Consider the following 24,222-nt stretch of genomic DNA (forward strand, 5'->3'; position numbering starts at 1 on the left):
GCGGTCAGTCCTTCTTGACCGTGGCGATATCGGGCGCATCGACCGCCTTCATGCCGACCACGTGATAGCCCGCATCGACGTGATGCGTCTCTCCGGTCACGCCCGCGCCAAGCCGCGACAGCAGATACAGGGCGGAGTTGCCCACGTCCTCTTGCGTGACATTGCGCCTCAAAGGCGAGTTCAGTTCGTTCCACTTCATGATGTAGCGGAAATCGCCGATGCCGCTGGCGGCCAGCGTCTTGATCGGCCCGGCGCTGATGGCGTTGACGCGGATGCCGTCCTTGCCCAGATCCTCGGCCAGATAGCGCACGCTGGCCTCGAGCGCGGCCTTTGCCACGCCCATCACGTTGTAATGCGGCATGACGCGCTCGGCCCCGTAATAGGTCAGCGTCAGCAGGCTGCCCCCGTTGGGCATCATGGCCGACGCATGCCGCGCCACGGCGGTGAAGGAATAGACCGAGATGTCCATCGTCATCAGGAAATTGTCGCGGGTCGTGTCGGCGTAACGGCCGCGAAGCTGGTCCTTGTCGGAAAAGCCGATGGCGTGGACCACGAAATCCAGGCTGCCCCATTCCTGCCGAAGGGTCTGGAACAGCGCGTCGATCGAGGATTCCTCGCTGACATCGCAGGGCAGCACCAGGGACGATCCAAGCTGCGCGGCCAGCGGATCGACGCGTTTCTTCAGCGCCTCGCCCTGATAGGAAAACGCAAGCTCGGCCCCTTCGGCGGCGACGGCGCGGGCGATGCCCCAGGCAATCGACTTGTCATTCGCCAATCCCATGACGAGACCGCGTTTTCCGGCCATCAGACCCTGCTTCTGCTCGCTTGACATGTGCTGCCTTCCGCGCTTTCAACCCTTTGTGAAAGGTGCTTAGGCCAAAGGGGTGCAAGCATCAAGCGCAAGGACAAGCACCATGGCTGATCGAGACGGACTGTTCGCGGGCGACGACCCCTTCGACATCGCCCGCCGCTGGCTGGCCGAGGCCGAAAAGACCGAACCGAACGACCCCAACGCCATCGCGCTGGCCACCGTGGACGAGAACGGAATGCCCGACGCGCGCATGGTTCTGCTGAAGGAAATCGAAGGGCAGGGGGTGGAGGGCGGCTTTGTCTTCTACACCAACTACGACAGCGCCAAGGGACGCCAGATCGCCGCGACCGGCAAGGCCGCCTTTGTGATGCACTGGAAATCCCTGCGCCGCCAGATCCGCGTCCGCGGCCATGTCACCCGGGTCGAGGGCGCGCAGGCCGATGCCTATTACAACAGCCGCGCGCTGCAAAGCCGGCTGGGGGCCTGGGCCTCGCGCCAGTCGCAGCCGCTGGAAAGCCGCGCCGCGCTGGCAGCCGAGGTCGCGAAACTGAGTTTACGTTACGGAACCCGTCCGCCGCGTCCCGCGTTCTGGGGAGGGTTCCGAATTGCTCCGATCCAGATCGAGTTCTGGGCAGACGGCGCTTTCCGGTTGCATGACCGCTTTCGGTGGGACAAAGAGGCGAGCGGCAACTGGTTTGTTCAGCGTTTATCACCCTAGGGCTTGACGAGAAGTGCCTGGTATCTGACCATGGGAAATGCATTGAGTTGTTTGCTCGCCATTGTTTTCCGTGATTGACCGCCGCTCGTCGGGCACTTTTGAACGGTTTTGTGGTTGATTCGAGGATAAAACAAAGACGCGCAGTGCGCATGTGGTGGGAAGATGACGGAAGAGAAAGGATCGAAGCTGGTATCCGGGCTGGTCAAGTGGTTCGACCCGACCAAGGGCTATGGCTTCATCCTGAACGAGGAAGGCGGCGCGGACATCCTGCTGCACGCCAATGTTCTGCGGAATTTCGGGCGCAGTTCGGTCGCCGACCAGTCGCGCGTGACCGTGTGGATGCAGCCGACGCAACGCGGCCTGCAAGCGACCGAAGTGGTGTCGATCGAGCCTCCGCTGTCGGAAGGGGCGCCCATCGCGGATCTGGACAACGGCGTGATCGAGCATCTTGAGACGCTTCCCTTGCGGCCCGCGCGCGTCAAGTGGTTCGACAAGGCCAAGGGTTTCGGATTCGCCAACATCTTCGGTCATCCCGACGACGTTTTCCTGCATGTCGAGGTGCTGCGCCATTCCGGCTTTGCCGACCTGACCATCGGCGAGGCGATCGGCATCCGCGTGGTGGAAGGCCCGCGCGGGCTGATGGCGGCGCAGGTCACCAGCTGGGACCGGGGAACCGAGCAGGGCGCCAGGTCTCTGGACGCTCCGGGCTTCGGCGACCAGGCGCAAGAGGTCAAGGACTTCATCACGCATGTCGCGGAATAAGGCGGCGCTTGCGGCCCTGTTGCTGTGGTCGGGCGCGTCGGTCGCCGCGGCCGCCACGCCTGTGGACTGCTCGCCGGATCGCGTCACCTTTCGGACCGGCGGCGATCCCGTGGCGGTCCGGGTCGAGGTCGCCGACAACGAGGCCGAGCGTGCGCGCGGGCTGATGTTCCGGCGCAAGCTGGACCCGGGAACGGGGATGCTGTTCATCTATGACAGCCCGCGCGCCGTCAGCTTCTGGATGCGCAACACCTTTATCCCGCTGGATCTGGTCTTTCTGGACCAGACCGGCACCATCCGCCATATCCACCGCAACGCCGTGCCGCTGGACGAAACCCCCATTCCCGGCGCCGCGCCCGGCGACCCGAGGCCCGAGCGGCAGATGATCCTGGAAATCGGCGGGGGCGAGGCGGACCGGCTGGGTCTTGCCGTGGGCCAGCCGATGGCCCATCCCCGGCTGCGCCAGGATTCGGCAGCGCTGCCCTGCCGCTAGGGCTTTTCCCCGGCGCCGCGATCCGCTAAACGGAACCCGTCGGGGCGTAGCGCAGCCTGGTAGCGCGACGGTTTTGGGTACCGTAGGCCGGAAGTTCGAATCTTCTCGCCCCGACCACGGATCACGCACCCGTCAGTTCATGGCGCGCGGCGGAGTCGGGGACCGGGTCGCCCCGCGTTGCGCCCGCCCGGCCTGTCAATCGCCCGCCGCAGCCCCGCCTTTGCGGTGACATTGATCCGCTCGACTGTCCTGTTTGCGGGGATGTAGGAAAGAAGCAGCAGAACACCCCCTGCCGCCAGTTCTTCCCGGACAGCCGCGCATTGGCGCAGCGTGTCAAGGCTCGACGGCTCGACATCGCGCATATCCTCGAACCACGGATCCACCGCCTCGGTTGCGGCGGACAGGAGGGCGTTCCAGTCGTCAGCCGCCGCGAGGCGGCCGGGAAGATCGGGAAAGATCAGGCCAAAGGCGCTGTCCCCCTCCTGATGGACGATGGCCGCGAAATGGCGCATGGATTCCGATCCTTGGCGGACGGGGTTCGATCCAGAAGCCCGGACTGCCGATGAATGCTTCTGATCGTCCCAAACGGCAGATCCTTTTCGGGATGCGGACGAATGACGGTTCTTTCCCGTCTCCGAAGCGTCGGGCGGGATCGCTTCTGCGAAACGTCTTCGATCTCTGGGGCTTTCAGCAGCGCCAGGAGCCGCCGCGACCTGGTGTCCAGGTCCGCCGCCCCGGCCCGTGGGGCATGGAAACGCCTGTCCTGGAAAGCCGACGGGGAACTGCAACCGGTCCTCACTCCGCCGCCTTGACGGCCATGGGGTTGTTCGGATGCGTGGTCCAGTTGGCATAAGGACCCCGGCGAATGCCGGTGCGCAGGTCGATCTCTCCGACGGCAAGCTCGCGCATGTCGATGCAGTTCTCGACGGGGCAGACATCCAGGCACAGGTTGCAGGCGACGCATTCGTCTTCCTTCACCTCGAACACGCGGCCAGGAAGCATGGCGATGGCCTGATGGCTGGTATCCTCGCAGGCGGCATAGCAGCGGCCGCACTTGATGCAAAGATCCTGGTCGATGCGGGCCTTGGTGACATAGTTGAGGTTCAGCTGGTTCCAGTCGGTGACGTTGGGCACCGCGCGGCCGATCAGGTCCGGCATCGCCATGTCGTGGCTGTCCAGGTAATCGCGCAGGCCCGAGATCATCTCCTGCACGACCTTGAAGCCATAGGTCATGGCCGCCGTGCAGACCTGCACCGTACCCGCGCCAAGCGCCATGAACTCGGCCGCGTCGCGCCAGGTCGTGACGCCGCCGATGCCGCTGATCGGCAGGCCGTGGGTGGCGGGGTTGCGCGCGATCTCGGCCACCATGTTCAGGGCGATGGGCTTGACGGCAGGCCCGCAATAGCCGCCATGGGCGCCCTTGCCGTCGATGGTGGGTTCGGGCGCGAACAGGTCCAGATCGACGCTGGTGATGGAATTGATCGTGTTGATCAGGCTGACCGCATCGGCGCCGCCGCGCCTTGCGGCTTCGGCCGGTTTCCTCACATCGGTGATGTTGGGCGTCAGCTTCACGATGCAGGGCATCCGCGAATACTGCTTGACCCACCGCGTCACCATCTCGATGTATTCGGGCACCTGGCCCACGGCGGATCCCATGCCGCGTTCGGACATGCCATGGGGGCAGCCGAAGTTCAGTTCCACCCCGTCGGCGCCGGTATCCTCGATCCGGGACAGGATGTCGCGCCAGGATTGCTCGTCGCAGGGGACCATCAGCGAAATGACCAGGGCGCGGTCGGGATAGTCGCGCTTGACCTGCTTGATCTCGCGCAGGTTCACCTCCAGCGGGCGGTCGGTGATCAGTTCGATGTTGTTCAGCCCCAGCACCCGGCGGTCGGGACCGTGGATCACGCCGTAGCGGGGGCCGTTCACGTTGACGACGGGCGGGCCCTCGGACCCCAGCGTCTTCCACACCACGCCGCCCCATCCGGCCTGAAAGGCGCGGCGGACGTTGTATTCCTTGTCCGTGGGCGGTGCCGAGGCCAGCCAGAACGGGTTGGGGGACTTGATCCCGACGAAATCGCTGCGCAGGTCTGCCATGATGATGTCTCCTCAGCCGGGAAGCTCGACCGGGCGGCCGGTCAGATGGGCGTCGATGTCCTCGGCGGCGTCGCGGCCCTGGGCCACGGCGGTGACGGTCAGGTCGTCGCCCCCCGCCGCGCAGTCGCCCCCCGCCCAGACGCCGGGGACGCCGGTGCGGCCAAAGCCGTCAACGGCGATCTTGCCCCCGTCAAGCGCGAGGTCTTGGGGCACGCCGTCCAGGCGTTGCCCGATGGCGCGGAACACCTGGTCGGCCTTCAGGCGGAAGCGGTCGCCGGTCAGGTGCAGCCCGCCGTCGGGATCGACGGCGGTGTGGGCGAATTCGACCTCGACCACGGCGCCGTTGCCGTGGACCTTCAGGGGGGCGGCATTGCAGATGATGCGGACCCCGGCGCTGGTGGCGTGGTTCTGTTCGTGGCGGCTGGCGCCCATCTGCGACTGGTCGCGGCGATAAACGATGGTGACGTTTTCCGCCCCCAGCAGTTTCGCCTGCACGGCGGCGTCCACCGCCGTCATGCCGCCGCCGATCACCACCACATCGCGGCCCACCGGCAGGGCCGTCAGGTCCGAGGCCTGCCGCAGGTCGCGGATGAAGCTGACCGCGTCCAGCACGTTGCGCCGTTCCTCGCCTTCGGCGCGCAGGGCGTTAACGCCGCCCAGGCCCATGCCCAGAAACACGGCGTCGTATTCCGCGCGCAGCGATTCCAGCGTGACGTCGCGGCCCAACCGCTGGTCATGGCGCAGGGCGATGCCGCCGATGCCCAGCAGCCAGTCCACCTCGGCCTGGGCGAAGCCGTCCACCGCCTTGTAGCTGGCGATGCCGTATTCGTTCAGCCCGCCAGGCTTGGGCCGCGCCTCGAAGATCACGACTTCATGGCCCTTGGCGGCCAGCCGGTGCGCGCAGGCCAGGCCCGCCGGTCCCGCGCCGACCACGGCGACGCGCTTGCCGGTGGGCGCGGCGCGGCGGAACGGGTGCCCGGCCTGCGCCATCAGCCCGTCGGTGGCGTATCGTTGCAGGGCGCCGATGGCGACCGGCTTGCCCTCGGCCTCGGTGCGGACGCAGGCGCCTTCGCAGAGGTTTTCGGTCGGGCAGACGCGGCCGCACATGCCGCCCAGGATGTTGGCGTGAAAGATGGTCATCGCCGCCGCGTCGGGCGTGCCCGTGGCGATCTGGCGGATGAACAGCGGAATGTCGATGCTGGTCGGGCAGGCCGTGATGCAGGGCGCATCGTGGCAGAAATAGCAGCGGTCGGCAGCGACGCGGGCTTCGTGATCGTCCAGGGGCGGGGCGACATCGGCAAAGTTCGCCGCCAGCTCGTGGGGGGTAAGGCGGCCGGGAACAACGCCCGGCGCCAGTCTCGCTTGGGACATTTGCGTCTCCTGGCTCACCTGTTGGCAAGGATCAGGCTGGCACAGGGCCGATTTTTTATCAAATGGTAAAACTTGGACCGGCGCGTTTTGCAAAGATTTCAGGCAGGCAGGCCCAGAACGGCCGCCAGCCCGCCAAGGTCCGACCGCTCCAACCGCAGGCTTCCGCCGTGCAGCGCCGCCAGATCCGCCACGATGGCCAGCCCCAGACCGGAACCCGAGGCGCCGTGTTCGTCCAGACGGCCCCCGCGAATCAGGGCGCGGGGGGCATCCGTGTCGGCCATGCCGGGGCCGTCGTCCTCGATGCGGATGCGCAGGGCATCGGCCCGCGTGACGGTGATCTGCAAGCGGGCGCGGCCCCATTTCACCGCGTTCTCGGTCAGGTTGCCGATCATCTCCTCCAGATCCTGACGCTCGCCGGCGAAGGCGGCGGTGGCGGGGCAGTCGATGCGAACGGTCATGCCCTTGTCCTGCATGGGCCAGCGCAACACCATCAGGATGTCGTCGATCACCGGGCGCACCGGGGTCCGCTGGCCCAGGGCGCGGGGTCCGGCGGACCGGGCGCGGCGCAGGTGCCAGCCGATCAGCCGGTCCATGCGGGCGATCAGCGCCTGTCCCTTGTGATCCGCGGGCAACTCGTTCGCCAGCGCGGCCAGGGGGGTCTTCAGCGAATGGGCCAGGTTGCCCAGATGCTGCCGCGACCGGGCCAGCAGGGCGGCGTTTCCGTCCAGGGCCGCGTTGATCTCGGCCGCCAGGGGGCGCAACTCGCTGACGGGCGGAGGGGTCAGGCGGCTCTTGTGGCCCGCGCGGACCTGCGCCAGATCGCGGCGCACCTGGTTCAGGCTGTCCAGCCCGGCGGTGACCTGCACAAGGCTGGCGGCGGCCATGACGATGCCCAGGCCGGCCAGCGCGATCCCCAGGGGGCGGCTGATCTGGCGCAGGCTGTGGTCGATCTGGCCTTGCGGCGCGGTCACGATTGCCGCGACGGGCGCATCGCTGCCGGGCAGGCTGACCTGCCGCCGCAGCACGCGCAGAACCGCGCCGTCCGCCCCGACGCCCTTGCCGCCCGCGAAATCGCCCGCGGGCGCCTGCAAGCGCCCGTCCAGCAGCGATCCCGACCGGGCGATCACCGCATCCCCCACCTGGATCTGCCAATACCAGCCCGTCAGGGGCAGGTCAAAGCGCGGATCGGCGGGGGGATCGTCCAGTTCGACCCGGCCTTCCTCGTCCGTCTCGACCGCGGCCAGCAGCGCGTCGGCAAGACTGGCGGCCTCGGCGTCGAAGCGGTCGGTCACGAAATCCTCCAGCAGGGCCGAGATGAACAGGAACGCCGCCAGCAGCGCCGCCCCCAGCCAGGCGGCGGCCAGCAGCAGCAGCCGCCCCCGGATCGACCGGATCATGCGCCCGCCCTCATCCGGCGGCCCGCAGCAGATAGCCCTCGCCCCGGCGGGTCTCGATCACGCCAAAGCCGACCTTGCGGCGCAGGCGGCCGATCACGACCTCGATGGACTTGAAGTCGCGGTCGGCGTCGGCGTCGTACAGATGATCGGACAGTTCCGTGCGGCTGACGACGCGGTTCTGGTGGTGGATCAGATAGGCCAGGATGCGCTGCTCGAAGGCGGTCAGCTTCAGGGCGACGCCGTCGCGGGTGATGACGCCAAGCTGGCCGTCCAGAACCAGAGAGCCGGCGCGAATCACCGGACGGGCATGGCCCGCCGCCCGGCGGATCAGGGTCTGGCAGCGCAGCACGACCTCGTCCAGGCGGAAGGGCTTGACGGCATAGTCGTCGGCCCCGGCGCGGAACCCGGCCACCTTGTCGGTCCAGTCGCCCCGCGCGGTCAGGATCAGCACGGGCATGGCCAGCCCCGCGTCGCGCCAGCGGGTCAGCACCTCGATCCCCGGCATTCCCGGAAGGCCCAGATCCAGGATCGCCACGTCGTAGGATTCGGTCGCCCCCAGGTATTCGCCCCGCGCGCCATCCCTCGCGCAGTCCGTGACAAAGCCCGCGTCCGCCATGGCGGCGGCAAGCTGGCCCGACAGGACCGGGTCATCCTCGACGATCAAGGCGCGCATCGGGTTTCCTTCAATCCTGCGCCGCCTGCCGGGCGGCAAGCTGTCCCCGGCCCGACACGGACAGGAACCGCCCGGTCCGCGCGTCGATGCGGATGTCCAAAAGGTTCCGCTGCGGTGTCGCGAGCCGGAACTGATACACCAGCTCTGCGCCCAGGCCGCGCTCCTCGGGCCGCGGGGCACGGGTGTCGGCGGCCAGCAGCCGCCCCGCATAGCGTTCCGAAACCGCGGCCGCGACCTGGTGCAGGGGCAGGGGACGGAACTGGTCGATCGTCTCGGGCGCGACCTCCTGGGCCTGCGCGGGGACGCAGGTCAGCAGGCACAGGGCAAGGGCGCGGATCATGGTCATGCCCCCAGTCTAGCGGCGCGATCCCAAATGAAAACCAAACGGGCCATTGGCGATTCGTTCGGCGAGGGGTTGTTAGAACGTGATTCGTCAGGGCGCCATGCCGCCCGGAAAATGGAAAGGACAACGACAATGGTCATGCGTAGATTCACCACATCAGCCGCCATGCTGGCATTGATCGCCGGGATCGGCACGAACGCCATGGCGCAAACTGCCCCCGCCGCGGGCGATCTGCCCGCGCCGCTGGCGGGGCTGAACCTGAACAACCTGGAGATCGAGACCAAGCGCGACGGCACGCGCGAGATCGAAGGCCGCACCGCCGAGGGCGTAGACATCGAGGCCAAGATCGACATGGCGGGCAACCTGATCGAGGTCGAGGCGGACGGCGGCGTGCTGCCGCAATCGCTGGTCGACGCCATGGTCCCGGCGGATCTGCGCGGACAACAGGTGATGACGCTGTTCGGATCGCTCACCGAGATCAAGCAGCGCCCCGAGCATGTCGAGATCAACGGCCGCCAGCCCACCGGAGCCGAGATCGAGGCGCGGTTCGACCGGCAGAACGGCCTGATCGGGGTCGAGGTGGACGACGCCGCGATCCCCGCCGATCTGGTTTCCACGCTGCTGCCCCAGGCCGTCCGGGGCAACGAGGTGATCGGCCAGTTCGACCGCATCGAGGAGGTCATGAACCGCAATGGACGCGTCATGGTCGAAGGCGAGGATGCCAACGGCTATGACATGCGCGCCGAGTTCGACGCCGACGGCCGCGTGCTGCGTTTCGGCCGCGAGGAGGGCAGGGGTCCGAAGGGAGACCGCCCGGCCGAGGAACGCCGCGGCGACCGCGGCCCCGGCCAGCACGGCGACCACGGCCCGCGCGGCGAAGGCCCGCGCAATGCGGATGCGCGCGAAGGCCAGCGCGGCGACGGCCCGCGCGGGGCGGATGCGCGCGGCCCGGCGCCGGTCCCGGCCGGCTTCGACGCCGTGGCGGTCAATCGGAAACTGACGCAAGCGGGCTACAAGGACTTTGGATTCCTGCGCGCCCAGGGCCCCCGCCTGATGCTGGAGGCGACCAATCCCCAGGGCGAAGCCGTGACGCTGGAACTGGATCGGCAGGGCGAGGTCGTCCGCGAGACGGCGCGATAAGCAGGCCTGGGGGCGGGCAACCGCCCCTGCGGCATCAGGCGATATAGCGGTCCTTGCGGTGGTTCACCGCGATGGTCAGGTTCAGGATCAGCGCGCCCAGAAAGCTCCACCCCGCCGTTGCGGGGTCGCGCGGCGTCAGCGCAATCCCGAACAGGATGGCATCAAAGCCCAGTTGCACCCACCCGGCCCGGACGCCCGTGGCATCCTGGATGTAAAGCCCCACGATCCCGATGCCCCCCCAGGGACGATCCGTGGCGAAACAGCGCGATCGAGCACGCTCCGGTCAGGCAGCCGATCGCCGGATGAACGGTGCCGAATCGCAGATGCGGCGGCAGGATCAGGGTCGGGTTCAGGGTTAGGGCGGACAGGATCGCCACCGCCATGAAGCTTTTCGCGACAAAGGCGGACCCGAAGCGTTTCCGGCCCAGCCAGTAGAACGGCATGTTGACGGCAAAGAACACCGGCCCGAAGGACCAGCCCGCCGCATAGGAGATCAGGATCGCCAGCCCTGCCGTTTGTCCGGTCGCAAAGCCCAGATGGGTCAGCAGGACCACGCTGACGGCGGCCATGAAGCTGCCTTGTGCGATGCCCTGGGCGTCGGCGGCGAAGCTGTGCCGGGGGGCGGCGGTCTCATGCCCGGGGCTATGCCGCGCGGTTCGGGGCAACGCAAGGGCCATGGGGAAGGGGGGCCGTCCGCCCCCCTTTTGCCCGGCCCTGCCGGTTCCTTTGTTGCCGAAAAGAGATCCGCCGGACCGCCTTTCCGATCCCGCCTTCCGCCCGGACGCCGCGAGGCCCCGCCTTGAGACCCCGAGGGTATCCGGGCAAGAAAGAAGATCAGTCGAAGGCGCGGTCGGTGATCATGTGGGTAAAGGCGCCTTCCGGCGCTGCCGAGATCACCGGATCGGAACCGCCCGCCATCAGCGTGTCCACGGTGCGCTGATAATCGGCCTCGTCCAGCACGCCGTTGCTGCCGGCGGTCAGCTTGCCGATCTCCGTGACCATGCGGACCTGGTGGTCCAGGGTCTGCGCGCCGGTCTCGTCGTTGTCCAGCACGATCTGGGCGGCCTCCTCGGGGTTCTCCTCGGCGTATTTCCAGCCCTTCATGCTGGCGCGCACGAACTTGACCAGATCGGTCACCTTGGCGCTGTCCTCCAGCGTGCTTTCCAGAACGTAAAGGCCGTCCTCCAGCGTGGCGACGCCCTGATCCTCGTATTTGAACGTCACCAGATCGTCGGGGGCGATGCCGGCGTCGAGGACTTGCCCATATTCGTTATAGGTCATGGTGCTGATGCAGGCCGCCTGCTTTTGCAGCAGGGGATCGACGTTGAAGCCCTGCTTCAGGACCGTGACCCCATCCGGGCCGCCTTCGGTGGACAGGCCAAGCTGGCTCATCCAGGACAGGAACGGGTATTCGTTGCCGGAAAACCAGACGCCCAGGGTCTTGCCCTTGAAGTCGGTCTTGGGATCGCTGATGCCGCTTTCCTTGAGGCAGGTCAGCATCATCCCCGATGCCTTGAAGGGCTGCGCGATGTTGACCAGGGGCAGGCCCTTTTCGCGCGCGGCAAGAGCCGCGGGCATCCATTCGACGATCACGTCGGCCCCGCCGCCTGCCAGCACCTGCGTCGGCGCGATGTCCGGGCCGCCGGGCAGGATGGTCACGTCCAGGCCCTCCTCCTCGTAGAAGCCCTTGTCCTTGGCGACATAGTATCCGGCGAACTGCGCCTGCGTGACCCATTTCAGTTGCAGGGTCAGTTCCTGCGCCCCGGCCGCGCCGCCTGCAAACATCAGGGCGGCGCCCAGCATCAATGTCTTCATCTTCCCTCTCCTGTGTTGGGGCGTCAGCCCCGTTGACGGCGCTGCGACGGGTGCCAGAACGTCACCTTCTTCTCGATCAGCGCCACGATGCCATAGAACAGCGATCCCGCGAGGGCCGCCACAAGGATTTCCGCCCAGACCAGCGGCAGGTCCAGCCGCCCCACGGCGGTCGAGATCCGAAACCCCATGCCCTTGGTCGGGCTGCCGAAGAATTCCGCCACGATGGCGCCGATCAGGGCCAGCGTGGTGGTGATCTTCAGCCCGTTGAACAGGAACGGCATGGCGGCGGGCAGGCGCAGCTTCCAAAGGCTGGCGCGGTAGGGCGCGGCCCAGGTCGCCATCAGGTCGCGCTGCATCGGATCGGCCGCGGCAAGCCCCGCGACCGTGTTCACCAGGATCGGGAAGAACACCATGACCACGACCACGGCGGCCTTGGACTGCCAGTCGAAGCCGAACCACATCACCAGGATCGGCGCGATGCCGACGATCGGCAGGGCGGCGACGAAATTGCCGATGGGCAGCAGGCCGCGTTGCAGGAACGGGCTGCGGTCGATGGCGATGGCGGTCAGCACGGCAGCGGCCGCGCCGATCAGCCAGCCGGTCAGCGCGCCCTTCAGGATCGTCTGCACGAAATCGGTCCAGAGGATCGCGGTGTTGGCCGCGAAGCTGGCGCCGATCCGGCTGGGCGCGGGCAGGATCACCGGCGGCACGGCATAGATCCGCACCGCCAATTCCCACAGCACCAGGATCGTGGCGCCGAAGATCAGCGCCACCGCCAGCCGGGTCGCCCGGGTGTCGTAGCGGGCCAGCCAGGCGTTCAGCGCCAAGGCGCCCAGCCAGACCGCGATGATGGGCAAGGCGCTTGTCATGCCAACCCCATGCGGCGCAGCGTCAGCCTTTCCAGCGCGCCGATCAGCATGACCAGAACGGCGGCCAGGATCGCGGCGGCGAACAGCGCCGACCAGATCTGCACCGTCTGCCCGTAGTAGCTGCCCGACAGCAGCCGCGCGCCAAGTCCCGCCGTGGCGCCCGCCGGAAGCTCGCCCACGATGGTGCCGACCAGGGCGGCGGCGATGGCGACCTTGAGGCTGGCGAACAGGAAGGGCAGCGAACTGGGCATCCGCAGGCGCCAGAAGACCTGCGCGCGGCTGGCGTTCCAGCTGTGCATCAGGTCAAGCTGCATCGCGTCGGGGGTGCGCAATCCCTTCACCATGCCGACAAGAACCGGAAAGAAGGACAGCCAGGCCGCGATGATCGCCTTGGGCAAAAGGCCGGTGATCCCCGCGCTTGCCATGACCACGATCACCATGGGGGCGATGGCCAGGATCGGCACCGTCTGGCTGGCGACCGCCCAGGGCATCACCGACTGGTCCATGGCGCGGTTGTGGACGATGCCCACGGCCAACGCGATCCCTGCCAGCGTGCCGATGGCAAAGCCCGCCAGGGTCGCCGACAGCGTGATCCAGCCGTGCCAGACCAGGCTGCGCTTCGAGGTGATCTTCTGGCCCGCCACCCCCTCCCACAGCCCGGCCGCCACCTGATGCGGCGCGGGCAGGACCGGGCGTTCCAGCGTCAGGGTTTGGCGCATCAGGTCGCCGGCGGTCAGCACGGTTTCGGCGCGGGCCGCCTGATCGCGCACCCAAGGGGCGTTCATCCAGATTGCCGCTCCGTACCAGACGGCGACAATCGCCAGCAGCACGGTCAGGACGGGCAAACCGCCCCGAAGGGTGGGGTTTGCCCCATCATCCGCGGCCGCCTCAGTCATGGCCGTGGCCCTCGCGCAGGCCCTCGCGGACCTGCTGGGCAAGCGCGATGAACTCGGGCGTGTCGCGGATCTCCAATGGCCGGTCGCGGGGCAGGGGGCTGTCGATGATCCGCGTGATCCGGCCGGGGCGCGGCGACATGACAACGATCTTGGTGGAGAGATACACCGCCTCGGGGATGGAATGGGTGACGAAGCCGATGGTCTTGCCGGTCTTCTTCCACAACTTCAGCAGCGCCTCGTTCAGACGGTCGCGCACGATCTCGTCCAGGGCGCCGAAGGGTTCGTCCATCAGCAGGATGTCGGCGTCGAAGGCCAGGGCGCGCGCGATCGAGGCGCGCTGCTGCATTCCGCCCGAAAGCTGCCAGGGATATTTGCCCCCGAAGCCGGTCAGGTCCACGAGGTCCAGCACGCGCTGGATCCGCTGCGCCCGGTCGGCGCGGGAAAAGCCCATGATCTCCAACGGCAGGCCGATGTTCCCTGCGATGGTGCGCCAGGGATAAAGCCCCGGAGCCTGGAAGACATAGCCATAGGCGCGGGCACGCCGCGCCGCGTCGGGCGTCATGCCGTTGACGGACAGCGTCCCGCCGGTGGGGGTTTCCAGGGCGGCGATGGCCCGCAGGAAGGTGGTCTTGCCGCAGCCCGAGGGACCGATGAAGCTGACGAAATCGCCGCGGTCGATGGTGAGGCTGACGTCCTTCAGCGCGTGGACGGGGCCGTCGGCGGTGGGGAAGATGAGGGAAACGTCGCGGGCGGTGATGACAGATTCATGCATCGCGGGTCGGCATTCCTGCATAGATCAGCCGTGCCATGAGCGGCGCTACGGCAACGTAAATGGCGCCAGGCAGACCTATCATGTCGACAGCTTCGCCAACAGTTGCTCCTTCGGTGACAAAGATGATTGCAACGACAGTCAGGGTAGAGGTGGCAGTCACCAGTGCCGCCCAGTCGAAGGCTGATCGTGCCCCGGCAAATTGCCGGGTGAGGCTGACGGCAAGGGCAAACAGCGCCAGGGAAGGCAAGAACCAGAAGACGAGAAGCGCAGGCGCAAGCATCGCCATGCCTATCAGAACGGCTAGCGGCGCGGTGAAAAGCGGACCTGCTCTTTCCGAAAAAGCCGCCAGCAACGCTTCTTGCAACATGCCCCCAACCAAGACCGTTGCCGAAAGGGTGGCGAAGATCAGAGCCGCAATCCGCGAGTCCAGCCCGTGATGTCTGAGCCAGCGGACCATTCAAACCCCGCTTGCCGGAATGCCCGACCGCTCCACCGGCCTCGGCGCGGTCAGTTCTTTCCAGGCCGACAGCGCCCGGTTCACCGTGCCGCGCGGCTCTCGGGCGACGAACTCTCCATGCCCTTCGCGGCTATCCAGCGTGCCGTCCGTCACCGCCACCACCCCCCGCGTCAGAACGTATCGCGGCAGGCCCTTCACCCGCTGCCCTTCGAACACGTTGTAATCAATTGCCGACTGCTGGCTTTCTGCGCTGATCACCTTCTCCGCCTCGGGGTCCCAGACCACCAGATCGGCATCCGACCCCACCAGCACCGCGCCCTTTCTGGGATACATCCCCAGGATCTTGGCGATGTTGGTCGAGGTGACGGCCACGAACTCGTTCGGCGTCAGCCGCCCGGTCGTCACCCCATGCGTCCACAGCATCGGCATCCGGTCCTCTAACCCCCCGGTGCCGTTGGGGATCTTGGTAAAATCGCCCACCCCCGTGCGCTTCTGCGCTGTGGTGAAGGCGCAATGATCGGTCGCCACCACCGACAGGGAACCCGATTGCAGCCCCGCCCACAGGCTGTCCTGGTGCCGCTTGTCGCGGAAGGGCGGCGACATGACGCGCCGCGCGGCATGGTCCCAGTCGGGGTTGAAATACTCGCTTTCGTCCAGCGTCAGGTGCTGGATCAGCGGCTCGCCCCAGACCCGCTTGCCCTGCGCCCGCGCACGGCGGATCGCCTCGTGGCTGTCCTCGCAACTGACATGCACGACATACAGCGGCACGCCCGCCATGTCGGCCACCATGATGGCGCGGTTGGTGGCCTCGCCCTCGACCTGCGGGGGACGGGAATAGGCGTGGGCCTCGGGGCCGGTGTTGCCCTCGGCCAGCAGCCGGGCGGAGAGTTCGGCCACCACGTCGCCGTTCTCGGCATGGACCAGGGCCACGCCGCCCAGATCGCCCACCCGGCGGAAGCTGCTGAACAACTCGTCGTCGTTCACCATCAGCGCGCCCTTGTAGGCCATGAAATGCTTGAAGCTGGTGATGCCGCGATCCACCACCGCCTGCATCTCGTCCCAAACCTGCTCGCTCCACCAGGTCACGGCCATGTGGAAGCTGTAATCGCAATGCGCCCGCCCCGACTTGTTGTCCCACATCCGCAACGCATCCAGCAGCCCCTGACCGGGCGAGGGCAGGGCGAAGTCCACCACCATCGTCGTTCCGCCCGCCAGCGCCGCCCGCGTGCCGCTGTCGAAATCGTCGGCGGAATAGGTGCCCATGAAGGGCATCTCCAGATGCGTATGCGGGTCGATGCCGCCCGGCATGACATAGCAGCCGGTCGCGTCCAGAACCCTGTCGCCGGTCAGCCCCTGGCCGATGGCGGCAATGCGCCCGCCCTCGACCAGAACGTCGGCCTTGCAGGAAAGGTCGGCGGTGACGATGGTGCCGTTCCGTATAACCGTGCTCATCCCCATCCCTTTCATCTTTGTTCAAATATCCCGCGGGGGTCCGGGGGCGCGAAGCCCCCGGCGTTCGTCCGCGTCAGCGGACAACCTCTGCCGCATCCAGCACCGCGTGCAGCAGCACGTCAGCGCCCGCGCTTGCCCATTCGGGGCTGATCTCCTCGGCCTCGTTGTGGGACAGCCCGTCCACGCAGGGGCACATGATCATCACCGTGGGCGCGACGCGGCTGATCCAGCAGGCGTCGTGACCCGCGCCCGAGACGATGTTCATGTGGCTGTAACCCAGTCGTTCCGCCGCGCCCCGCACCACCTCGACCAGACCGGGATCGAAGGCCACCGGATCGAAATGGCCGACCGGCTCGATGGCGATCCCCAGACCCAGGCCGGCGGCGATGCGGGGCGCCTCTTCCTCCAGCCGCGCCCGCATCGCATTCAGCTTGGCCAGATCGGGCGAGCGGAAATCGACGGTGAAGACCGCGCGGCCGGGGATCACGTTGCGGCTGTTCGGCCAGACATCCGCCTGGCCCACGGCGCCAACGGCGTCGGGCTGGTGGTCCATGGCGATGCGGTGCACGGCCTCGATGACGCGGGCCATGCCCAGGCCCGCGTTCACGCGCATGGACATGGGCGTCGATCCGGTATGCGCCTCTTTCCCCGTCAGCGTCACCTGCAACCACCACAGGCCCTGGCCATGCGTGACGACGCCGATCTGCTTGTTCTCGGCCTCCAGGATCGGGCCCTGCTCGATATGGTATTCGAACATCGCGTGCATCCTGCGGCCGCCCGGCGGCTCGTCCCCGCGCCAGCCGATGCGGTCCAGCTCGTCCCCGAAGCGCCTGCCCTCGGCGTCGGTGCGGCTGTTGGCGTAATCCTCGGTCAGCACGCCCGCGAAGACGCCGGAGGCCAGCATGGCGGGGGCGAAGCGCGTGCCTTCCTCGTTCGTCCAGTTCACCACCACGACGGGACGGCGCGTCCTGATGCCCATGTCGCGGATGGACCGGATCACCTCCAGCCCCGACAGCACGCCCAGAACGCCGTCGAACTTGCCTCCGGTCGGCTGGGTGTCCAGGTGGCTGCCGATGTAAACGGGGTCAAGATCCGGCTCGGCCCCCTCGTGGCGCATGAACATGCTGCCCATCCGGTCCAGGCCCATGGTCATGCCCGCCTCCTCGGCCCAGCGGCGGAACAGGGCGCGGCCCTCGGCATCGGCGTCGGTCAGGGTCTGGCGGTTGTTGCCGCCGGCCACGCCGGGACCGATCCGGGCCATCTGCATCAGGCTGTCCCACAGCCTTTCGCCGTCCACCTTCATGTTGGCAGCCGAAACCGGCCCGCTGGCGTCGGTCATCTGTCGTCCTTCCTGTCTGGCCCCCCGTTCTGTCGCGGGGTCGGCTTGATCGGGGCATGGCAGTCCGTCGGGCAGCCAGGCGGCCCTGAACCCCTTCCTTTATTGACCAAATGGTCAGGAACAGGCTAGCACGGGGCGGGCCTCAGTCAAGCATCCAGAAGGCCGCGGCAAGACCCGATGCCCGAAATTGCGCCATCCGCCAAGACGGAGCCGAAACATGACGGACCAGTCCGACGCCCCCCTGACCCGCATCCAGCAGAAGAACCGCGACCTGATCCTGGAAGGCGCGCTGACCGCCTTTTCGACCAACGGCTTCCGGGGCGCCACGGTGGACCAGATCGCCGAGGCCGCGGGCCTGTCCAAGCCGAACGTCCTTTATTACTTCCCGTCCAAGGACGACATCCACAAGACGCTGCTGACGACGCTGCTGGACATGTGGCTGGCGCCGATGATCCGCATCGACCCCCAAGGAGAGCCCCTGGCCGAGGTGATGGGCTATGTCCGCGCCAAGCTGGACATGTCGCGCCGCTTTCCCCGCGAAAGCCGCCTGTTCGCCTATGAAATCCTGCAAGGCGCGCCGCATCTGACGGAAATCCTGGGCGGCAGCCTGCGCCGGATCGTCGATACCGCCGCCGCCATCCTGCAAGGCTGGATGGACCAGGGGCGGCTGGCGCGGGTGGATCCGCATCACCTGATCTTCTCGATCTGGGCCCTGACCCAGCATTACGCCGATTTCGACGTGCAGGTGCGGGCCGTGCTGGGTCCGGGCCATGACCCCTTTGTCGAGGCCGAGCCTTTCCTCGAAGGGCTTTACCGAAAAATGCTGGCCGTCTAGCCGGGGCGCCGGCCCAGCATCTCGGCCGCGGGCTGGATCAGCGACAGGTTTTCAAGGGCGGCGGCGATGAAGTCGTCGGCCTCTCCGCTGGTCCAGGCCTTGGTGGCGGCATTGGTCGCGGCGACGATGGCGGCGGCCAGGATCTCGATCTGGGCGGGCCGGGCGGCGGGGCAGCGGCGGCGCAGCAGTTCCCGCATCTGGGCGCGGCGCGACAGCATGGTGGAATTGCGCAGCGCGTCCAGCTTGGGGTCGGTGTCCGACAGCGCCAGGATGTGGACCAGCAGCTCGCGCTCGTCGAGGAAACGCGACAGATGCGCGGTGATCAGGCGGCCCAGATCCTCGATCAGCGTGCCGGTGCCCGCAACGAACTGCTCGGACGCCTCGGCGGGATAATCGGGGGGCGGTCCCATCATCGCCGCTTCCTTGTAGGGATAATAGTTGAAGAAGGTGCGGGTGCTGATGCCTGCCTCGCGGGCGATCGCCTCGGTGGTGACGTTTGCCAATCCGTCGCGCACTGCCAGCCGGATCGCCGCCGCCTGGATCTTCTTGGCGGTTCGGTACCGGCGCGTCATATGCGGCATCATGCGGCCTTTTGTCCTGTGCTCGTCGTCAAGGGTTTCGCACCCGTCGGGTTTCGTCAAGGCGCATCCCGCCCGGTCCGGTCCGGCAGCCGGACACGCAAAAGGCGCCGCGCGCGGAAAAGCGTGCGGCGCAGGGTCAAGCGATCGGGGTCCGGGGCCGTTCAGGCGCCCCAGTTGCGAACCGGACCGCAGTCCATGTGGACGAAATTCGACCGCGAATACTTGCCCACGCCCCCGGCGCGGCAGGACATCGCGGCATTGTACATCTGCCCGACCGAGCGCGATTTCAGCCGCAGGTCGGCAGCCTTGCCCACCATGTGCAGCGAATTGCGCGCAACCCCGCTGGAGGACCGGCGCAGCATCGCGTTGGTGCGGGGCGAGCGATAGCCCGACAGCATCATGTAGGGTTCGTTGGTTTGCAGCAGCCGGTGCGAGGCCGCGGCGACATCAACGGTGCGGGGGTCGATCCCGATCGCCTCGCCCGTGCGCCAGTCGCGCATGAAGACGTTGATCTCGTTCAGGGCTTCGCGGATGTACTTGCCGTCGACCCAGTAAACGGTGTCGAGGCTTTCGCCGGTTCTGCCCGAATACATGCGGATGCGGCGCATGTCGCCCGCGCCCCGCAGGAAGCCGAAGGCATTGGCCATTACCGGCGCTGCCGTCACGGTTGTCGCCGCAAACACGCCCAGGATGCCGCGACGCGAAAGAAGGTCGAATGTCATGTCAGATCGCCTGTCCCACTTCGTCTTTTGTCCGCCACATCCCCTGCGGCGCCACCAAGGTTATCCCCGGCTGCTTAACAATATGTCAAAAGACCGTGCGCTCAGAAACAGTTTCCTGCCCCCGGAAGATGAATATCCACAAGGTTAGGCGATTTCCTGCCGATGTCACGGCGGTGTTGCGAATGGGTCCCGGCGCTGTGGCAGGGCTGCAACCATCGCCGCCCGGCGGCATCCGACCGCCCCGCATTTGCTGGCGAAATCTCTGTTCCAATGGCAGATTCGGATCACGATCGGGGCGGGGTGATCATGAACGGCTTCAGGCTGGTTGCAGCTATTCTTCTGATTCTGGGCGCTCAATCGGCGGTTGCTCAGCCGCAGGCGGGTCTTGCGCCCTCCATGGGTGTTGCCGCAGCACCACGCCTGCATTTCACGCCTGCGGAAATGGCGCTGGCGCAGGCTGCGGCGGCGCACCCCGATCTGGCAGCCTATTATGGCACGCACGGCCTGGGGCCGATCTTCATGGGCCCCCGGGCCGCCCAGCGGCGCGAGGCGCTGCTTCACGCGGTCGCCACCGCGCCGGCCCACGGCATCCCGGCGGGCCGCTATCCAGGCGCGGCGCTGGCCGGCGATGCGCGCGACATCCGGGCCGAGGTGGGGCAGGCGCGAATCCTGGCCCGTTACCTGCGCGACATGACGGGGGGCGTCGTGCGCCCCGCCAGCATCGACCCGCTGATCAAGCGAGAGGTCAGGCGCCCGCCCATCGACCGGCTGATCCGCGATTTCACCCAGGCCCCGGATCCGCGCCGGTTCCTGCTGGACCTGCAACCGCGCCATCCCGCCTATCTGGCCTTGCAGCGCGCCCTGTCCGGCGGCGAATCCCTGGCCGTTCCCGCGGGCCTTCCCCGCGCGCCCGAGGGGATGTGGCGCGTCGGCGCGCGGGGCGAGGGCGTGTTGCCCCTGCGCGCCCGGCTGGACAGCATCGGCTTTGCCGCGCCCGCGACCGATCCGCAGGCCTATGACGCGGCCCTGGCCGATGCGGTCGCGCGCTATCAGGCGGCCGCGGGCCTGCCCCCGGACGGGGTGGCCGGACCGAAGACCATCCGCCACCTGAACGGCGACGTGCCCGAGGACAGCCGCAGCCGCGCCATTGTCGTCGCGCTGGAGCGGATGCGCTGGATGGGGGGCGAGGATCTGGACGCCCGCCATGTCTGGGTCAACATCCCCGAATACGCCGCCCGCATCATGGAGGGCGGGGCGCAGGTGTTCAGCACCCGCGTTGTCGTTGGCAGCACCGAACGCGACCGGCAGACGCCCGAATTTTCGGACCAGATCGAATATGTGGTGGCGAACCCGCGCTGGAACGTGCCCCGTTCGATCACCGTCAAGGAATACCTGCCGAAGTTGCAGGCCAACCGCCATGCCGTGTCGCATCTGGACGTGGTGGACGGGAACGGCAACGTGATCGGGCGCGACCGCATCGACTTCGGGCGCTATACGGCGGCGAACTTCCCTTACCGGATGCGGCAGAAGGCCAGCGACGACAATGCGCTGGGGCTGGTGAAGTTCATCTTCCCGAACCCCTGGAACATTTATCTGCACGACACGCCCACCAAGCATCTGTTCGGCAACGCCATGCGCGCCCATTCCCACGGCTGCATCCGCATCGGCGATCCCTTCGACCTGGCCCATGCCCTGCTGTCGGTGCAGGCCGCCGATCCGCAGGCGATGTTCCGGCGGGCGCTGGATCGCGGCAAGGAAACCTGGCTGAAGCTGACCCCCCCGGTTCCGGTGCATCTGGTCTATTTCACGGCTTTTCCCGACGCCGACGGCACCATCCGCCGGTTCGAGGATGTTTATGGCCGCGACGCCGTTCTGTATGACGCGATCCAGAAGGCCGGACTGGATTCATAGGCCCGGAAGGTCTAAGTCGCTTCCGACAAAGGGGGCGACCATGGCAATCACCATCCGCGAATTGGCGCAGGCGCTGGACGCGCAGGGCTGGGGCGATCTGGACCTGCCCGTCACCGGCGCGGCCGAGCCCGCCGCCACCGGGCCGGTCGGACCGGACGGCGGCGTCATTGCCCTGGCGATGTCGCCCGGATACGCCGAAGCGCTGAAGCCCGGCAGCATGGCCATCCTGGCGCAGGGCATGGACCCCGAAGCCTTGGGCCTGAAGGCCGCGATCTTTGCGCCGCGCCCGCGCCTGCTGATGGCGGGCCTGACCCGCGCCTTCGACCCCGGCCCCGACATCGCGCCGGGCATCCATCCGACCGCCGTTATCGACCCCTCGGCCCAGATCGGGTACGGCGCGGCGATCGGACCCTTCGCGGTGATCGGCCCCGATGTGCGGATCGGAGCCCGCGCGCGGATCGGGCCGCATGTGTCGATCGGTCGCGGTTCCAGGCTGGGCGACGACGTGCTGATCCACGCGGGCGCGCGCATCGCCCATGGCGTGACCGCGGGCCATCGGCTGATCATGCAATCGGGCGCGGTGGTCGGCGGCGACGGCTTTTCCTTTGTCACCCCCGAGGAGTCGGGGATCGAGGAAATCCGCCGCACCCTTGGCGCGCGCGAAGACATCAAGCGGCAGCACTGGACGCGGATCCATTCGCTGGGCGGGGTCGATATCGGCGACGACGTGGAAATCGGCGCCAACGCGACCATCGACCGCGGCACGATCCGCGCGACCCGCGTGGGCCGCGGCACCAAGATCGACAATCTGGTGATGCTGGGCCACAACGTGGTCGTGGGCGACGACTGCCTGCTGTGTTCCCAGGTGGGAATCGCCGGGTCGTCGAAGATCGGCAACCGGGTGGTGCTGGCCGGCAAGGTCGGCGTCAGCGACAACATCGAGATCGGCGACGACGTGATCGCCGGTGGCGCCAGCAAGATCTTCACGCGCGTCCCCGCGGGCCGGGTGATCCTGGGCAACCCCGCCGTCAAGATGGAAACGCAGATGGAGATCCAGAAGGCCATGCGCCGCCTGCCAAGATTCGCGCAGCAAGTGGCAAAGCTTCAGGAAACTGTTACACGACTGTTGGAAAAGGGCTGAGCAGGAGGCTTCATGACCGACCAGATCAGAGACCGCATCACGGCCATCATCGCCGAACAGGCCATGCTTGAACCCGACCAGATCAGCGACGATTCCACCCCCCAGGATCTGGGCATCGACAGCCTGGGGCTGGTCGAATCGATCTTCGCGCTGGAGGAAGAGTTCGACATCTCGATCCCGTTCAACGCCAATGAGCCGGAAAAGTCGGACTTCGACATCTCGACCATGGGTACCATCATCGCAGCCGTCGAACGGCTGGTGGCGCAGAAGGCCGCATGAGCCCCAAGAAGTCCGGCAAGAAGGCCGCCGAAACGCCTGACCCCGAGAAGACCCCCGCCCGCGGTGCCGATGGCCCGCGCCGGGTGGTGATCACCGGCGCGGGCACGATAAACGCCCTGGGCCATGACGTGCCGACGACGCTGGCCGCCTTTCGCGAAGGGCGCTGCGGCATCAGCCAGCTGGATTTCCGCGACGTGGACCGCCTGTCGATTCAGATCGGCGCGCAGATCCACGACTGGCGGGCCGAGGATTACTTCAACCGTCAGCAGATCCTGCTCTACGACAAGTTCACGCAGTTCGCGCTGCTGGCGGCCAAGCAGGCGGTGGCGCAGTCCGGGCTGGATTTCCAGGGCGCGCTCGGCCTGCGGTCGGGCGTCGTGCTGGGCACGGCGGGCGGCGGGCTGAACACCTGGGACGAAAACTACCGCACCGTCTACGAGGAAGGGAAGAACCGCGTCCATCCCTTTGTCGTTCCCAAGCTGATGAACAACGCCGCCGCCAGCCATGTCAGCATGGAATTCGGGCTGCGCGGCCCGGCCTTCACGGTGGCGACCGCCTGCGCCAGTTCCAACCACGCCATGGGCCTGGCCTTTCAGATGATCCGGTCGGGCGCGGCGCAGGTGATGCTGACCGGCGGGTCCGAGGCGATGCTGTGCTTTGGCGGCGTCAAGGCCTGGGAAGGGCTGCGCGTCATGTCCAAGGACGCCTGCCGCCCGTTCTCCGCCAACCGCAACGGCATGGTCCAGGGCGAGGGGGCGGGCGTCTTCGTTTTCGAGGATTTCGACAACGCCCGCGCCCGCGGCGCCGACATCCTGGCCGAGGTGGTGGGATTCGCCATGTCCTCGGACGCGCAGGACATCGTGATGCCCTCGGCCCAGGGGGCCGAGCGGGCGATCACCGGCGCGCTGGAGGACGCGGGCCTGAACCCCGAGAACGTGGGCTATATCAACGCCCACGGCACCGGCACGGCGGCCAACGACAAAACCGAATGCGCAGCGGTGGCCCATGCCTTCGGCCATCACGCCGACCGGCTGATGATCTCCTCGACCAAGGCGATGCACGGGCATGTCATCGGCGGCACCGGCGCGGTGGAGCTGCTGGCCTGCATCATGGCGCTGCGCGATGGCGTGATCGCGCCCACCATCGGCTATCAGGAACCCGATCCCGAATGCGCGCTGGACGTGGTTCCGAACGAGGCGCGGGATGCCCGCGTCGATGCCGTGCTGTCCAACGCCTTCGCCTTTGGCGGGCTGAACGCGGTGATCGCGCTGCGGCGGGTCTGACGGCGAATCCGACGGCCGGTCTGACGGCCAGTCTGACGGCCAGTCTGACGGCGGGCATGAAAAAACCG

The 24,222-nt window shown here is 67.5% G+C and carries 26 protein-coding genes, 1 tRNA gene and 1 pseudogene; 10 read left to right on the forward strand and 18 right to left on the reverse strand.

Features of this window, described 5'->3' with window-relative positions:
• Positions 1-4: 4 nt before the first annotated feature.
• A complete protein-coding gene (gene fabI / locus ACFOM8_RS14910; RefSeq protein WP_377762680.1) occupies positions 5-832 on the reverse strand; it encodes an enoyl-ACP reductase FabI in 828 nt (275 codons plus the stop codon).
• An 82-nt stretch (positions 833-914) separates the two neighbouring features.
• On the opposite strand from fabI, the gene pdxH reads away from it, so the two are divergent.
• The 4 genes from pdxH to ACFOM8_RS14930 all read left to right on the forward strand — a co-directional run bounded on the left by pdxH (position 915) and on the right by ACFOM8_RS14930 (position 2,898).
• Positions 915-1,529 carry a pyridoxamine 5'-phosphate oxidase gene (pdxH, locus tag ACFOM8_RS14915; protein WP_377762681.1) on the forward strand — a complete coding sequence of 205 codons (615 nt, stop codon included), beginning with the start codon at positions 915-917 and terminating at the stop codon, positions 1,527-1,529.
• Positions 1,530-1,691: 162 nt separating this feature from the next.
• On the forward strand, positions 1,692-2,291 hold the full coding sequence (locus ACFOM8_RS14920; RefSeq protein WP_377762683.1) for a cold-shock protein: 600 nt from the start codon (positions 1,692-1,694) through the stop codon (positions 2,289-2,291).
• Positions 2,278-2,781 (forward strand): DUF192 domain-containing protein, encoded by a 504-nt coding sequence (locus ACFOM8_RS14925; protein ID WP_377762685.1) that lies wholly within the window; start codon positions 2,278-2,280, stop codon positions 2,779-2,781. Before ACFOM8_RS14920 ends, ACFOM8_RS14925 begins: the two co-directional genes overlap by 14 nt.
• A 40-nt stretch (positions 2,782-2,821) precedes the next feature.
• Positions 2,822-2,898: transfer RNA gene (locus ACFOM8_RS14930), tRNA-Pro, on the forward strand.
• Between the two features lie 20 nt (positions 2,899-2,918).
• Here ACFOM8_RS14930 and ACFOM8_RS14935 read toward each other — a convergent pair.
• The 7 genes from ACFOM8_RS14935 to ACFOM8_RS14965 all read right to left on the reverse strand — a co-directional run bounded on the left by ACFOM8_RS14935 (position 2,919) and on the right by ACFOM8_RS14965 (position 8,665).
• Positions 2,919-3,293, reverse strand: a complete 375-nt coding sequence (locus tag ACFOM8_RS14935; RefSeq protein ID WP_377762687.1) for a type II toxin-antitoxin system HicB family antitoxin — start codon at positions 3,291-3,293, stop codon at positions 2,919-2,921.
• Complete coding sequence (locus ACFOM8_RS14940) at positions 3,239-3,580, reverse strand: type II toxin-antitoxin system HicA family toxin (protein ID WP_377762688.1); 342 nt, start codon at positions 3,578-3,580, stop codon at positions 3,239-3,241. The genes ACFOM8_RS14935 and ACFOM8_RS14940 overlap by 55 nt, the downstream gene beginning before the upstream one ends.
• Complete coding sequence (preA, locus tag ACFOM8_RS14945; protein ID WP_377762690.1) at positions 3,577-4,878, reverse strand: NAD-dependent dihydropyrimidine dehydrogenase subunit PreA; 1,302 nt, start codon at positions 4,876-4,878, stop codon at positions 3,577-3,579. Before preA ends, ACFOM8_RS14940 begins: the two co-directional genes overlap by 4 nt.
• A gap of 12 nt (positions 4,879-4,890) precedes the next feature.
• Positions 4,891-6,249: an NAD(P)-dependent oxidoreductase gene (locus tag ACFOM8_RS14950; protein ID WP_377762692.1), complete on the reverse strand. Its 1,359-nt coding sequence runs from the start codon at positions 6,247-6,249 to the stop codon at positions 4,891-4,893.
• Between the two features lie 98 nt (positions 6,250-6,347).
• Positions 6,348-7,646, reverse strand: coding sequence for an ATP-binding protein (locus ACFOM8_RS14955; RefSeq protein WP_377762694.1), 1,299 nt, complete (start codon positions 7,644-7,646; stop codon positions 6,348-6,350).
• 10 nt (positions 7,647-7,656) lie between these two features.
• Positions 7,657-8,319, reverse strand: coding sequence for a response regulator transcription factor (locus tag ACFOM8_RS14960; RefSeq protein WP_377762696.1), 663 nt, complete (start codon positions 8,317-8,319; stop codon positions 7,657-7,659).
• A gap of 10 nt (positions 8,320-8,329) precedes the next feature.
• Positions 8,330-8,665 carry a PepSY domain-containing protein gene (locus tag ACFOM8_RS14965; RefSeq protein WP_377762697.1) on the reverse strand — a complete coding sequence of 112 codons (336 nt, stop codon included), beginning with the start codon at positions 8,663-8,665 and terminating at the stop codon, positions 8,330-8,332.
• Between the two features lie 135 nt (positions 8,666-8,800).
• On the opposite strand from ACFOM8_RS14965, the gene ACFOM8_RS14970 reads away from it, so the two are divergent.
• On the forward strand, positions 8,801-9,802 hold the full coding sequence (locus tag ACFOM8_RS14970) for a hypothetical protein (RefSeq protein WP_377762699.1): 1,002 nt from the start codon (positions 8,801-8,803) through the stop codon (positions 9,800-9,802).
• Positions 9,803-9,836: 34 nt separating this feature from the next.
• Here ACFOM8_RS14970 and ACFOM8_RS14975 read toward each other — a convergent pair.
• From ACFOM8_RS14975 to ACFOM8_RS15010, 8 genes and pseudogenes are all read right to left on the reverse strand, one after another.
• Positions 9,837-10,479 (reverse strand): annotated as a pseudogene (locus ACFOM8_RS14975) (YitT family protein).
• Positions 10,480-10,636: 157 nt separating this feature from the next.
• Positions 10,637-11,617 (reverse strand): ABC transporter substrate-binding protein, encoded by a 981-nt coding sequence (locus ACFOM8_RS14980; protein ID WP_377762701.1) that lies wholly within the window; start codon positions 11,615-11,617, stop codon positions 10,637-10,639.
• Between the two features lie 23 nt (positions 11,618-11,640).
• A complete protein-coding gene (locus ACFOM8_RS14985) occupies positions 11,641-12,486 on the reverse strand; it encodes an ABC transporter permease (RefSeq protein ID WP_377762703.1) in 846 nt (281 codons plus the stop codon).
• Complete coding sequence (locus ACFOM8_RS14990; RefSeq protein WP_377762704.1) at positions 12,483-13,382, reverse strand: ABC transporter permease; 900 nt, start codon at positions 13,380-13,382, stop codon at positions 12,483-12,485. The genes ACFOM8_RS14985 and ACFOM8_RS14990 overlap by 4 nt, the downstream gene beginning before the upstream one ends.
• Complete coding sequence (locus ACFOM8_RS14995) at positions 13,375-14,154, reverse strand: ABC transporter ATP-binding protein (RefSeq protein ID WP_377762706.1); 780 nt, start codon at positions 14,152-14,154, stop codon at positions 13,375-13,377. Before ACFOM8_RS14995 ends, ACFOM8_RS14990 begins: the two co-directional genes overlap by 8 nt.
• A complete protein-coding gene (locus ACFOM8_RS15000) occupies positions 14,147-14,611 on the reverse strand; it encodes a hypothetical protein (protein WP_377762708.1) in 465 nt (154 codons plus the stop codon). Before ACFOM8_RS15000 ends, ACFOM8_RS14995 begins: the two co-directional genes overlap by 8 nt.
• The gene (gene hydA / locus ACFOM8_RS15005; RefSeq protein ID WP_377762710.1) at positions 14,612-16,063 is read right to left on the reverse strand and encodes a dihydropyrimidinase; all 1,452 of its coding nucleotides are present in this window, start codon (positions 16,061-16,063) and stop codon (positions 14,612-14,614) included.
• A 73-nt stretch (positions 16,064-16,136) separates the two neighbouring features.
• Positions 16,137-17,402 carry a Zn-dependent hydrolase gene (locus ACFOM8_RS15010; RefSeq protein ID WP_377762711.1) on the reverse strand — a complete coding sequence of 422 codons (1,266 nt, stop codon included), beginning with the start codon at positions 17,400-17,402 and terminating at the stop codon, positions 16,137-16,139.
• A gap of 217 nt (positions 17,403-17,619) precedes the next feature.
• On the opposite strand from ACFOM8_RS15010, the gene ACFOM8_RS15015 reads away from it, so the two are divergent.
• Positions 17,620-18,237 (forward strand): TetR family transcriptional regulator C-terminal domain-containing protein, encoded by a 618-nt coding sequence (locus ACFOM8_RS15015; protein ID WP_377762713.1) that lies wholly within the window; start codon positions 17,620-17,622, stop codon positions 18,235-18,237.
• Here the strand turns inward: ACFOM8_RS15015 and ACFOM8_RS15020 are convergent.
• A complete protein-coding gene (locus ACFOM8_RS15020) occupies positions 18,234-18,821 on the reverse strand; it encodes a TetR/AcrR family transcriptional regulator (protein ID WP_377762714.1) in 588 nt (195 codons plus the stop codon). The two genes, ACFOM8_RS15015 and ACFOM8_RS15020, sit on opposite strands and share 4 nt — an antisense overlap.
• 158 nt (positions 18,822-18,979) lie before the next feature.
• Positions 18,980-19,540 carry a YcbK family protein gene (locus ACFOM8_RS15025; protein WP_377762716.1) on the reverse strand — a complete coding sequence of 187 codons (561 nt, stop codon included), beginning with the start codon at positions 19,538-19,540 and terminating at the stop codon, positions 18,980-18,982.
• A 270-nt stretch (positions 19,541-19,810) separates the two neighbouring features.
• Between ACFOM8_RS15025 and ACFOM8_RS15030 the strand changes: the two genes are divergently transcribed.
• From ACFOM8_RS15030 to ACFOM8_RS15045, 4 genes are read left to right on the forward strand one after another with little or no spacing between them, the layout of a single operon-like run.
• The gene (locus tag ACFOM8_RS15030) at positions 19,811-21,451 is read left to right on the forward strand and encodes a L,D-transpeptidase family protein (protein WP_377762718.1); all 1,641 of its coding nucleotides are present in this window, start codon (positions 19,811-19,813) and stop codon (positions 21,449-21,451) included.
• Between the two features lie 40 nt (positions 21,452-21,491).
• The gene (locus tag ACFOM8_RS15035) at positions 21,492-22,592 is read left to right on the forward strand and encodes a UDP-3-O-(3-hydroxymyristoyl)glucosamine N-acyltransferase (protein ID WP_377762719.1); all 1,101 of its coding nucleotides are present in this window, start codon (positions 21,492-21,494) and stop codon (positions 22,590-22,592) included.
• A gap of 12 nt (positions 22,593-22,604) precedes the next feature.
• Positions 22,605-22,871, forward strand: a complete 267-nt coding sequence (locus ACFOM8_RS15040; protein ID WP_207470541.1) for an acyl carrier protein — start codon at positions 22,605-22,607, stop codon at positions 22,869-22,871.
• Complete coding sequence (locus tag ACFOM8_RS15045) at positions 22,868-24,154, forward strand: beta-ketoacyl-[acyl-carrier-protein] synthase family protein (protein WP_377762721.1); 1,287 nt, start codon at positions 22,868-22,870, stop codon at positions 24,152-24,154. The genes ACFOM8_RS15040 and ACFOM8_RS15045 overlap by 4 nt, the downstream gene beginning before the upstream one ends.
• Positions 24,155-24,222: the final 68 nt, after the last annotated feature.

The sequence above is a fragment of the Paracoccus angustae genome (genome assembly GCF_042648745.1).
Classification (GTDB): domain Bacteria; phylum Pseudomonadota; class Alphaproteobacteria; order Rhodobacterales; family Rhodobacteraceae; genus Paracoccus; species Paracoccus angustae.

Coding starts and splice junctions, on each gene's coding strand:
- ACFOM8_RS14950 (WP_377762692.1), bottom strand. CDS start 6,249: ATGTCCCAAGCGAGACTGGCGCCGGGCGTTGTTCCCGGCCGCCTTACC.
- ACFOM8_RS15035 (WP_377762719.1), top strand. CDS start 21,492: ATGGCAATCACCATCCGCGAATTGGCGCAGGCGCTGGACGCGCAGGGC.
- ACFOM8_RS14985 (WP_377762703.1), bottom strand. CDS start 12,486: ATGACAAGCGCCTTGCCCATCATCGCGGTCTGGCTGGGCGCCTTGGCG.
- ACFOM8_RS14920 (WP_377762683.1), top strand. CDS start 1,692: ATGACGGAAGAGAAAGGATCGAAGCTGGTATCCGGGCTGGTCAAGTGG.
- ACFOM8_RS14960 (WP_377762696.1), bottom strand. CDS start 8,319: ATGCGCGCCTTGATCGTCGAGGATGACCCGGTCCTGTCGGGCCAGCTT.
- ACFOM8_RS14955 (WP_377762694.1), bottom strand. CDS start 7,646: ATGATCCGGTCGATCCGGGGGCGGCTGCTGCTGCTGGCCGCCGCCTGG.
- ACFOM8_RS15030 (WP_377762718.1), top strand. CDS start 19,811: ATGGCAGATTCGGATCACGATCGGGGCGGGGTGATCATGAACGGCTTC.
- ACFOM8_RS15020 (WP_377762714.1), bottom strand. CDS start 18,821: ATGATGCCGCATATGACGCGCCGGTACCGAACCGCCAAGAAGATCCAG.
- pdxH (WP_377762681.1), top strand. CDS start 915: ATGGCTGATCGAGACGGACTGTTCGCGGGCGACGACCCCTTCGACATC.
- ACFOM8_RS14980 (WP_377762701.1), bottom strand. CDS start 11,617: ATGAAGACATTGATGCTGGGCGCCGCCCTGATGTTTGCAGGCGGCGCG.
- ACFOM8_RS15025 (WP_377762716.1), bottom strand. CDS start 19,540: ATGACATTCGACCTTCTTTCGCGTCGCGGCATCCTGGGCGTGTTTGCG.
- ACFOM8_RS14925 (WP_377762685.1), top strand. CDS start 2,278: ATGTCGCGGAATAAGGCGGCGCTTGCGGCCCTGTTGCTGTGGTCGGGC.
- hydA (WP_377762710.1), bottom strand. CDS start 16,063: ATGAGCACGGTTATACGGAACGGCACCATCGTCACCGCCGACCTTTCC.
- ACFOM8_RS15010 (WP_377762711.1), bottom strand. CDS start 17,402: ATGACCGACGCCAGCGGGCCGGTTTCGGCTGCCAACATGAAGGTGGAC.
- ACFOM8_RS14995 (WP_377762706.1), bottom strand. CDS start 14,154: ATGCATGAATCTGTCATCACCGCCCGCGACGTTTCCCTCATCTTCCCC.
- ACFOM8_RS14935 (WP_377762687.1), bottom strand. CDS start 3,293: ATGCGCCATTTCGCGGCCATCGTCCATCAGGAGGGGGACAGCGCCTTT.
- ACFOM8_RS15040 (WP_207470541.1), top strand. CDS start 22,605: ATGACCGACCAGATCAGAGACCGCATCACGGCCATCATCGCCGAACAG.
- ACFOM8_RS14965 (WP_377762697.1), bottom strand. CDS start 8,665: ATGACCATGATCCGCGCCCTTGCCCTGTGCCTGCTGACCTGCGTCCCC.
- ACFOM8_RS14970 (WP_377762699.1), top strand. CDS start 8,801: ATGCGTAGATTCACCACATCAGCCGCCATGCTGGCATTGATCGCCGGG.
- ACFOM8_RS14990 (WP_377762704.1), bottom strand. CDS start 13,382: ATGACTGAGGCGGCCGCGGATGATGGGGCAAACCCCACCCTTCGGGGC.
- ACFOM8_RS15045 (WP_377762721.1), top strand. CDS start 22,868: ATGAGCCCCAAGAAGTCCGGCAAGAAGGCCGCCGAAACGCCTGACCCC.
- preA (WP_377762690.1), bottom strand. CDS start 4,878: ATGGCAGACCTGCGCAGCGATTTCGTCGGGATCAAGTCCCCCAACCCG.
- ACFOM8_RS15000 (WP_377762708.1), bottom strand. CDS start 14,611: ATGGTCCGCTGGCTCAGACATCACGGGCTGGACTCGCGGATTGCGGCT.
- ACFOM8_RS15015 (WP_377762713.1), top strand. CDS start 17,620: ATGACGGACCAGTCCGACGCCCCCCTGACCCGCATCCAGCAGAAGAAC.
- fabI (WP_377762680.1), bottom strand. CDS start 832: ATGTCAAGCGAGCAGAAGCAGGGTCTGATGGCCGGAAAACGCGGTCTC.